General features: G+C 68.2%; 7 protein-coding genes and 1 pseudogene. 4 read left to right on the forward strand and 4 right to left on the reverse strand.

What is annotated here, in order from left to right:
* Positions 1–521: 521 nt before the first annotated feature.
* Positions 522–1,463 (reverse strand): LysR substrate-binding domain-containing protein, encoded by a 942-nt coding sequence (locus tag ACIRQP_RS41725; protein ID WP_403900606.1) that lies wholly within the window; start codon positions 1,461–1,463, stop codon positions 522–524.
* Positions 1,464–1,597: 134 nt separating this feature from the next.
* On the opposite strand from ACIRQP_RS41725, the gene ACIRQP_RS41730 reads away from it, so the two are divergent.
* Positions 1,598–2,104 carry an SDR family oxidoreductase gene (locus tag ACIRQP_RS41730; protein WP_403900608.1) on the forward strand — a complete coding sequence of 169 codons (507 nt, stop codon included), beginning with the start codon at positions 1,598–1,600 and terminating at the stop codon, positions 2,102–2,104.
* Between the two features lie 337 nt (positions 2,105–2,441).
* On the opposite strand, the gene ACIRQP_RS41735 is transcribed toward ACIRQP_RS41730, so the two are convergent.
* Positions 2,442–3,215, reverse strand: a complete 774-nt coding sequence (locus ACIRQP_RS41735) for an Atu4866 domain-containing protein (protein WP_403900610.1) — start codon at positions 3,213–3,215, stop codon at positions 2,442–2,444.
* A 388-nt stretch (positions 3,216–3,603) separates the two neighbouring features.
* Here ACIRQP_RS41735 and ACIRQP_RS41740 point away from each other — a divergent pair, with 388 nt between their 5' ends.
* Complete coding sequence (locus tag ACIRQP_RS41740) at positions 3,604–3,873, forward strand: Atu4866 domain-containing protein (protein ID WP_403900612.1); 270 nt, start codon at positions 3,604–3,606, stop codon at positions 3,871–3,873.
* Here ACIRQP_RS41740 and ACIRQP_RS41745 read toward each other — a convergent pair.
* Positions 3,874–4,047: pseudogene (locus ACIRQP_RS41745) on the reverse strand (fic family toxin-antitoxin system, toxin component); the annotation flags it as partial.
* 232 nt (positions 4,048–4,279) lie between these two features.
* Between ACIRQP_RS41745 and ACIRQP_RS41750 the strand changes: the two are divergent.
* Positions 4,280–4,480 carry a hypothetical protein gene (locus tag ACIRQP_RS41750; protein ID WP_403900614.1) on the forward strand — a complete coding sequence of 67 codons (201 nt, stop codon included), beginning with the start codon at positions 4,280–4,282 and terminating at the stop codon, positions 4,478–4,480.
* 108 nt (positions 4,481–4,588) lie between these two features.
* Here the strand turns inward: ACIRQP_RS41750 and ACIRQP_RS41755 are convergent, their stop codons facing one another.
* On the reverse strand, positions 4,589–5,458 hold the full coding sequence (locus ACIRQP_RS41755; protein WP_403900616.1) for a helix-turn-helix transcriptional regulator: 870 nt from the start codon (positions 5,456–5,458) through the stop codon (positions 4,589–4,591).
* 213 nt (positions 5,459–5,671) lie between these two features.
* Here ACIRQP_RS41755 and ACIRQP_RS41760 point away from each other — a divergent pair, with 213 nt between their 5' ends.
* On the forward strand, positions 5,672–6,637 hold the full coding sequence (locus ACIRQP_RS41760) for an SMP-30/gluconolactonase/LRE family protein (protein ID WP_403900618.1): 966 nt from the start codon (positions 5,672–5,674) through the stop codon (positions 6,635–6,637).
* Positions 6,638–7,273 lie beyond the last annotated feature (636 nt).

Here is a 7,273-nt window from a genome sequence, read left to right on the forward strand (position 1 = left end):
TACTCACCTCCGTCAACCTCACCCCACACCGAGGCAAAACCGTCCACACCGAACTACACCCCCACCCCACCGACCACAACCACAACCACAACCACGACGAGACAACACACCCCGAAAACTAACCGCCCCACCACCACAGCACCCACCCTCAAACCACACCCCCACCCACCCTGAAGACACACCCCACACGCAGCCCACCGCCCGGCACCCGGACAATGCCGCTGCCGGGCCGCACCCGCAGTACCCCGCGGAAAACGCCGGGCCCCGGCCCGGCACACACAACGAACCCGCCCAGCCCGCTCCCACCCATCACGACCACCCCCCACCCGCTCCCCGAAGGGGAACAGCAGCGGTCCGCCCCCACGCAACAGTCCGCTCACACCGATGTGACACCCTGCGGACGTCACCAGGCCGGCACGGGGGCACAAACCGCCCCTCCCCCGTCGGCATCCCGCCGAACAGCACACGCAGCAGGCCAGGTCCGGGGCCAGGACACATCAACGTCGGCCGCGCGGCGATTCTCAGGAAGACGGTCGTGGCGCCTCGGCCGACGAGCCGCCCTCTGCGAGCTGAGTCCGCACACCGCGAGGCACACGCACGCCGTGACTGCGCAGGTTGCCGATGAATCGTGCGACGAGCGGATCCGGTTCCGCGGACGTCACCGCCACCAGCTGCCTGACCCACCGCGGCGAGAACGATCGCACTGCGCCCGGAAAGCCATCGCTGACCGCGCTCACCGGGCACACGGCGATTCCCAGACCGGCGGCCGCCAGCTGTGGTGCCGCGGCCGTCACCGATGTCCTCATCACCGTCTCCAGGTGAACTCCGGCGCGGGCGAGGGACTGGTCGAGCCAGACGCTGAGGCCGTTGTCCGGTGCGAAGTGAACGAGCGGCGCACCTTCAAGGTCCTCAAGGCGTACAGCCGGCCGCTCGGCCAGCGGGTGGCTGGTGGGCGCCGCCAGCACGATCTCCTCCTCGGCGACGGCGGTGATCGTGAAGCGGCCAGGCGGCGGAGCGGGCAACAGTGCGACGTCGGCTTCGTCGGAGTCGACGAAGCCGAGTGCCTCGTCCATCGCCGTGGACTCGCGCAGGGTGATCGCCACCTCTGGGTAACGGCGGTGCCACTGGCGAATGACCGGGGCGAGCAGCGCCACCGTAAGGCTCTGCGCACAGACCAACCGCAGCACACCTCCGGCCGCTTGACCCGCCGCACGTGCCGACCTCACAGCAGAGGCGGCCGCCTCGATCGCTCGCCTGGCATCCGCGACGGCGGCACGCCCTGCGGGAGTGAGCTTGACCCCCCGGGGTTCACGGCGAAGCAGGGCCGTCCGGGTCTCGCGTTCAAGCGAAGCGATCTGGTGAGACACAGCGGGTTGTGACGAATGCAGCAGCAGTGCGGCCTGCGTGATCGATCCGGAGTCCGCGACCGCGACAAGGCATTCCAACGCCCGTAGAGAAGTCATCCATAAATTTTATCGCAGACCTTCGAAGCATGAATGCTGTCGAGGGAAGACCTCGGAGTCCCCGATCGCTACAACCCACGACACCTTCTCGCCAAGGCAAGCGAGGAGGCTCGCACTCGGCAAAGGAGAGGTTCATGGCGCAGGCGTTCGTCACGGGCGGTTCGGGGTTCATCGGCCAGGTGCTGGTACGTCGGCTCCTCGACGAGGGGCACTCGGTCCGTGTTCTGGTCCGAAGTGAGGCGTCGGCTGCAAAGGCGTCGGCGCTGGGTGCGGAGCCTGTGCGAGGCGAGTTGACTGGCGGCGGCAACATCAGCACCATCGCCGCAGCGATCGCCATGCCGCACATGGCGACGTACGGAGCTCGGAAGGCGGCCATCGAATCCTTCACCCGCAGCTGGGCCGCAGAGTGGAGTGCGAACAACATACGCGTCAACGCGGTGGCCCCAGGGAACGTGACCACCGACAACGTGGTGGACTTCATCGGCACCGACCAGTTCGCGGCGTGGTCCGAGATAAACCCGCTCAAGCGCAACGCCACGCCCGAGGAACTCGCCGAAGTCATCGTGTTCGTGGCAAGCGAGCGCGCGAGCTTCGTCACCGGCCAGGTGATCGTGGCCGACGGCGGTCGCCTGGCCATCTGAACAACACGGCAACCACCACCACCGCGACGGTCTCCTTCCCCGCAGCGTCGTTCGGACCGGCCGGCCACGCCTCGCCGCCGCTTTCCGAGTGGACGAAGGCCAGGGTGTGCCCAGGCTTCACCGTATGGTCCTCGACGAACTCGGCTCCCCCGGCTCGGCTGGGCGGATCCCGTGGCCCGCGACGGGAGACAGTGCCCCCGGTCGCGTGGAGAAACGGCCGGGGACGATGAAGGGGGGGATGTCCAGGCCGCGACGGTGCTCAGCGGCCGGGGTGTTCAGTTCCCCAGGTGTCGCGCACCCGGGATCGGGACCGTTGTTGTGTTGGCAAGGGTGTGGGTCAGCCGAGCTTCATGACGTAGCCGGCGTGGTGCAGTTCGTCGCCCTTGAACTCGCCGAACGCCCAGAAGCCGAGGTCGTCGAGGTAGTCGATGCGGTCGCCGTCGATCCAGTAGCTGCCCTGGTAGGCGTGCGGGCGACCGCCCCGGGTCTCGTCGTAGCGGCCGTCGGCGGTGAGCTCCTGGTGCAGAAAATCCTCCACGTCGATCCAGACGCCGACCCGCAGGCTGCCGGTCAGGTCCGCGGCGGCCGGGATGCCCGCCTCGGGGGTGGTGACCCGGCCGGGGGCGTCGGTGCCGGCCCACACCGCGGGCCGGCCGGCCGCGACCAGCGCACGGACCTGCTCCGGCCGGGACACGAGTGTGGCCAGGGCACCGGGCACATCCGCGGCGAGTTCGTCGGGCACCACCAGGAAGTCCGTACTGTTGCCCGGGGTCAGCGTCGCGACGCACTCCGAGCGGTGCCCACGGCCGCCGGCCAGCGCGACGGTGTCGACGACGGCGGGGACGATCGCCATACCGGTGCAGTCGACGACGACAGCGTTGTCGTCCCCGGCCGCGGTGATGATGCCGGGGCCGACGCCCACCAGCAGGGAACCGACGAACAGCAGGTCGGCGCCGGCGATCGTCCCGATCAACGGGTCCATCGTCAGGATCCGGGCATGGGTGAACAGCACGGGACGACCCCCGTCGTTCGAGAGGATCTCGTCCAGAGCCTTGGCATTCCAGCCCGCGACGTCCGCGGTGCCAGTGGCGTTCGTGTCGGTGATGCTCATAGCGTGCTCCTCGGATGCGTCGGGTCCTGGTGCGGCGCGGTGCGTGCGAAGTGCTCTCCGGTTGCCCCAGTCCCGTGATCGGCGGCTCCGGGCGGCTGCCACGTCACCAGACTCGTCGCACGCCGGAAGCGGAACCAGGCCGCTCTCTCCCTAGGTATCGGACACCCACCATCCGTATCGCACGCCGAGTGCCAACGTGTCGCAGGCAGCCCGTCGGAGTCGGTGACAGCCGGTGGCCGCCGGCCGAGGCTCCGCCGTTCCGTGCGCCGCTGCCGCGGGGCGCGAAGGGTACGGCCGCTCGCGATGCTGGGTGCGTGGCACCCAGGAAGCCCTCACCTGGGCAAACGGCGGCCTGGTTGCCGTCGGCCGCCGGGCCGACCGTAGAGCCGTGACCACCAACGAGACACCCCACGACTCGCACCCGTACGTCGGGATGTGGGTGACCGCCGACGGGTACATCCGTCAGGAGCTGTTGCCGAACGGCCGTTACGACGAAGCCCGGGGCAACCGCCGGAGCGCCTACACCGGCAGTTACACCGTCACCGGCAACCACCTCGACTACGTCGACGACACCGGCTTCACCGCCACCGGCGACGTCCGGGACGGAGCCCTCTACCACGAGCACCTCGTGCTGTATCGCGAGCGGCCCGCCCCCTGATCGAATCAGTGTCTGCAGCAGGGCAGCGGCCTTGAGATGGGGCGAGGCACAGATGTCACGATCCATGGCCCGTACGTGGACGCGTCCGACCACCGCATAGAGCGGGCCCAGGTCGTCGATGTGTGGGTCCCCTGGCAACAGTTCGGCGGCATGCGGCAGGAACGAGAGGTTGATCTCCGACTTTCGGGGTGGGACACGCGGCGTGGCGCATGAACACCATTCCCGAACCCCGCACGGCCGCAGCCCTGGTGGCCCGCCGCCGCAGCGCCGAGGCCGCCGTCGGACGTGTCCACGACGCCCGCACCCGACTCCGCCGAGAGAAAGCCCGGATCAGCGTCGCCGCCGTCGGCCGCCGCACGAAGCCCAGCGCACTCGAATCGGCGAACTCCTCGGCCAAGTACGCGACTTGGAGACCGAGTGGACTGAGGAAAGGGTCCAGCGGATCACGACCGAGAACATCACCCTCGAGCAGCGAGTCCGCCAGCTGACTGCCGATAACCGAACCGTCGACGAGCGGCTCAAGGCCGTTCGATCCAACGTCCGCTTCCAGGACCGGCGCATCGCCGATCTTGAGGCCCGCCTCGCCGACCCGGAATCAGAGACTTGATCTCTCGCCGCTGACCGCCTTACGTCCCCGTCCACCGTCCCGGTGGACGGGACGGGCAAGGTGGGCTGAACGCCGTACAGGCCCGCGGCCGTTTCCTGGCCGCGCACCTCATCCAGCACGGAGTGGCAGCGCGGTACGAACGGCAGTAGCCCGCAGAAAGTCAAGCTTCTCTGCGTCCGGCGTGCCGGGCTCGGCCGTGAACGTCACGATCCTCACGTCGTGGTCCGGCACCTTCAGCACGTCACTGTCCAGCACGATCTCTCCGACCAGACGGTGCTGGATCCGTTTGCGGCCGCCCAGACGCGAACCAAGTGTCGCAGTGGCCCACAGCTCCCGGAAGTCCGCACTGACTCGTGCGGTCCCCTGGATCAGCTCATCGAGTTCCTTCTCCCCCGGGTATGCGGCGCGAGCGAGCCGCAGATCGGCGACGAGAGCCGCTTTGAAGGCAACGGTGGTCTGGTCGGTGGGGAAGAAGACTGAGCGGCCGGCCGCGGATGGTTCGGCGAAGACTGCTCGCACCAGGTTCCGTTCCCGCAGTGGTCGGGCGCCCGGGTCGCCCAGCAAGGTCGCCCAGGACTGCGTCCAGGTCAGCAGGGTCCACGAGGCCGAGAACACTCCCACGGGAATGTCTCCCCAGCGGCTGATGAGCCGGTCGACGCTCGGCGGTACCTCTTGCGGAATCTGACCCGGCACCGGCGGGAGAAGTCCCGCGACGAGATGCAGATGGCAGGCCTCATCGCCTGTTAGTCGCAATGCTCGGGCAATCGAGGCGACCACGGGACGGGACGGGCGTCGGGCTCGGCCCTGCTCCAGGCGCAGGAGGTAGTCGACGGAGATTCCGGCAAGTGACGCGAGCTCCTCGCGACGCAGTCCGGCCGTCCGCCGGCGTCCTGTAGCCGGCAGGCCGACATCGTCCGTCGTCAGGCGGTCGCGCCAGGCACGCAACGCCTCGCCCAGGGAGTTCTCTGGCAGGCTCATGGTCCCATTGTCGCTTACCAGGCGGTCATCAGCGTGGTACTGCGATTCCAGGGTTAAGCGGGGTACTGGCTGGGCCGCGCGGAGGGATCGATGCTCTTTCCCGGCAGGTCACATGCGCGGCTGCCGATACGGGGCGCGGGCTCGTGCAGCCTTCGGCCCGTCCAGGTTGCCGCTGTGGCCTGCCGCCAGAAACGCATCAGATCGGAGTTACTCGTGCAGAAATACCTTGCCGTCCGACTGGCCGTAGCCACGGCAGGCATGATGATTGGGTTTACCGCGGTTTCGACAACAGCCGAAGCAGCTACGCCACCCCTTTCGGACCCACACATCGTGGCTCACTTCGACCGGCCGAACGGGCAGGTGGCGGAGAGCATCATCGTGGAGCCGGACGGCTCGGCTGACGTCGGCCTCATTCTGTCCCGTCAGGTGGCACACGTTTCCCTCGACGGACGCGTTGAGGTGTTGGCCACCATGCCGCTGCCGGCGGACGGAGGTGTGAACACCCCGAGCGTCGGATTCGCCGCTGTGACAGGGGTCGAACGCACCGAAGACGGCACTGTCCACTTCCTGTACTCCGCGGGCGACAGGCACCTCACCGGTCTGTGGAAGCTACCCCCCGGCGGCAAGCCGACGCGTATTGCGGCTCTACCGGCGACAAGCTTTGCCAACGGGCTCGCCCGGGACAACCGCACAGGGAACTTCTACATCACCGACTCCACGCAGGGAAAGGTGTGGCAGGTCCGTCCGCACGGCGGAACGGCCACCGTCTGGGCCGATGGGCATGACCTCTCCCCGACTGACTTCTTCGGCGCCAACGGCGTGAAGGTGCACAACGGCGCCGTGTGGGTGGCCAACATCGACCGCGGAACGATCCTGCGCATCCCGCTGACGGGCAAGGGAACGGCAGGGAGGCCCCAGATCAAGGCCTCGGGGCTGGACAGCGTCGACGACTTTGCCTTCACGGGGCGGGGAGACCAGCTGTTGGCCGCCCTCAACATACCCAGCAAGGTGGTACTCATCACCCCGGGCAGGCCCGACCGCACCGTCCTCGACCAGAACGACGGACTGCAGAACACCACGTCCGTCGCCGTCGACAAGAACACCGTTTACGTCAGCAGCGGTGCGCTCACCACGGGCAGGGACGCGAACCTCCTGACAGCACACCTCGATCGCCGCTGAGACCCGGCTGCCGACGCTTTCGGTTCGGCCCGCGATCAGCCGAGTCGGCCTCGTCGCCGCCCGTGCGTCCGGTAAGGCGGACGCACGGATGGCGGCGCGGCGCCAGGGCTACCCCGCGAGCAACTCGCCCACATCCAGCGAGCTGAGGTAGCCGCTCTGGGACCTGGTCGACCTCCAGCACGGACATGGCTTCCGTCCGCGGTGCGTACCCGGGGCTCACTCGCCGCCTTCACTCCGGCCGACCGGCTTGAGCGGCGTGTATGCAACGGCTGCGCCGCCATTTCTCACCGCACTCGCCGCCCGCCCCGACATCCCCGTAAAAGGGGCGGCAGAAACGAATCCACCAGCCTCATCCCCCTCACGGTGGCGGAGATCCGAAGACTCCTGGCAACTTTCCTCCCCGCCCCGGGACCACCCCGCGCCCCTCACACGCACGCCTTGAAGTGGTCCCACTGGCGCAGAAAACACCAAGCCACCGCACAACGCTGCCACCTACAAGCGAAGAACCAGCCCAGGACACGAAGTACTGCTGGAGTACTAATACTCCAGTTGCAGTTCTCCATACGCCCTGGTCAAGGGGCCCTTTCGGAGTCTAGTTGGCTGACGGACCGTCAGAGTGGCGGTGGTTCGTTACTC

It is taken from the genome of Streptomyces sp. NPDC102274, from assembly GCF_044766385.1.
In the GTDB taxonomy this organism is placed as follows: Bacteria; Actinomycetota; Actinomycetes; order Streptomycetales; family Streptomycetaceae; genus Streptomyces.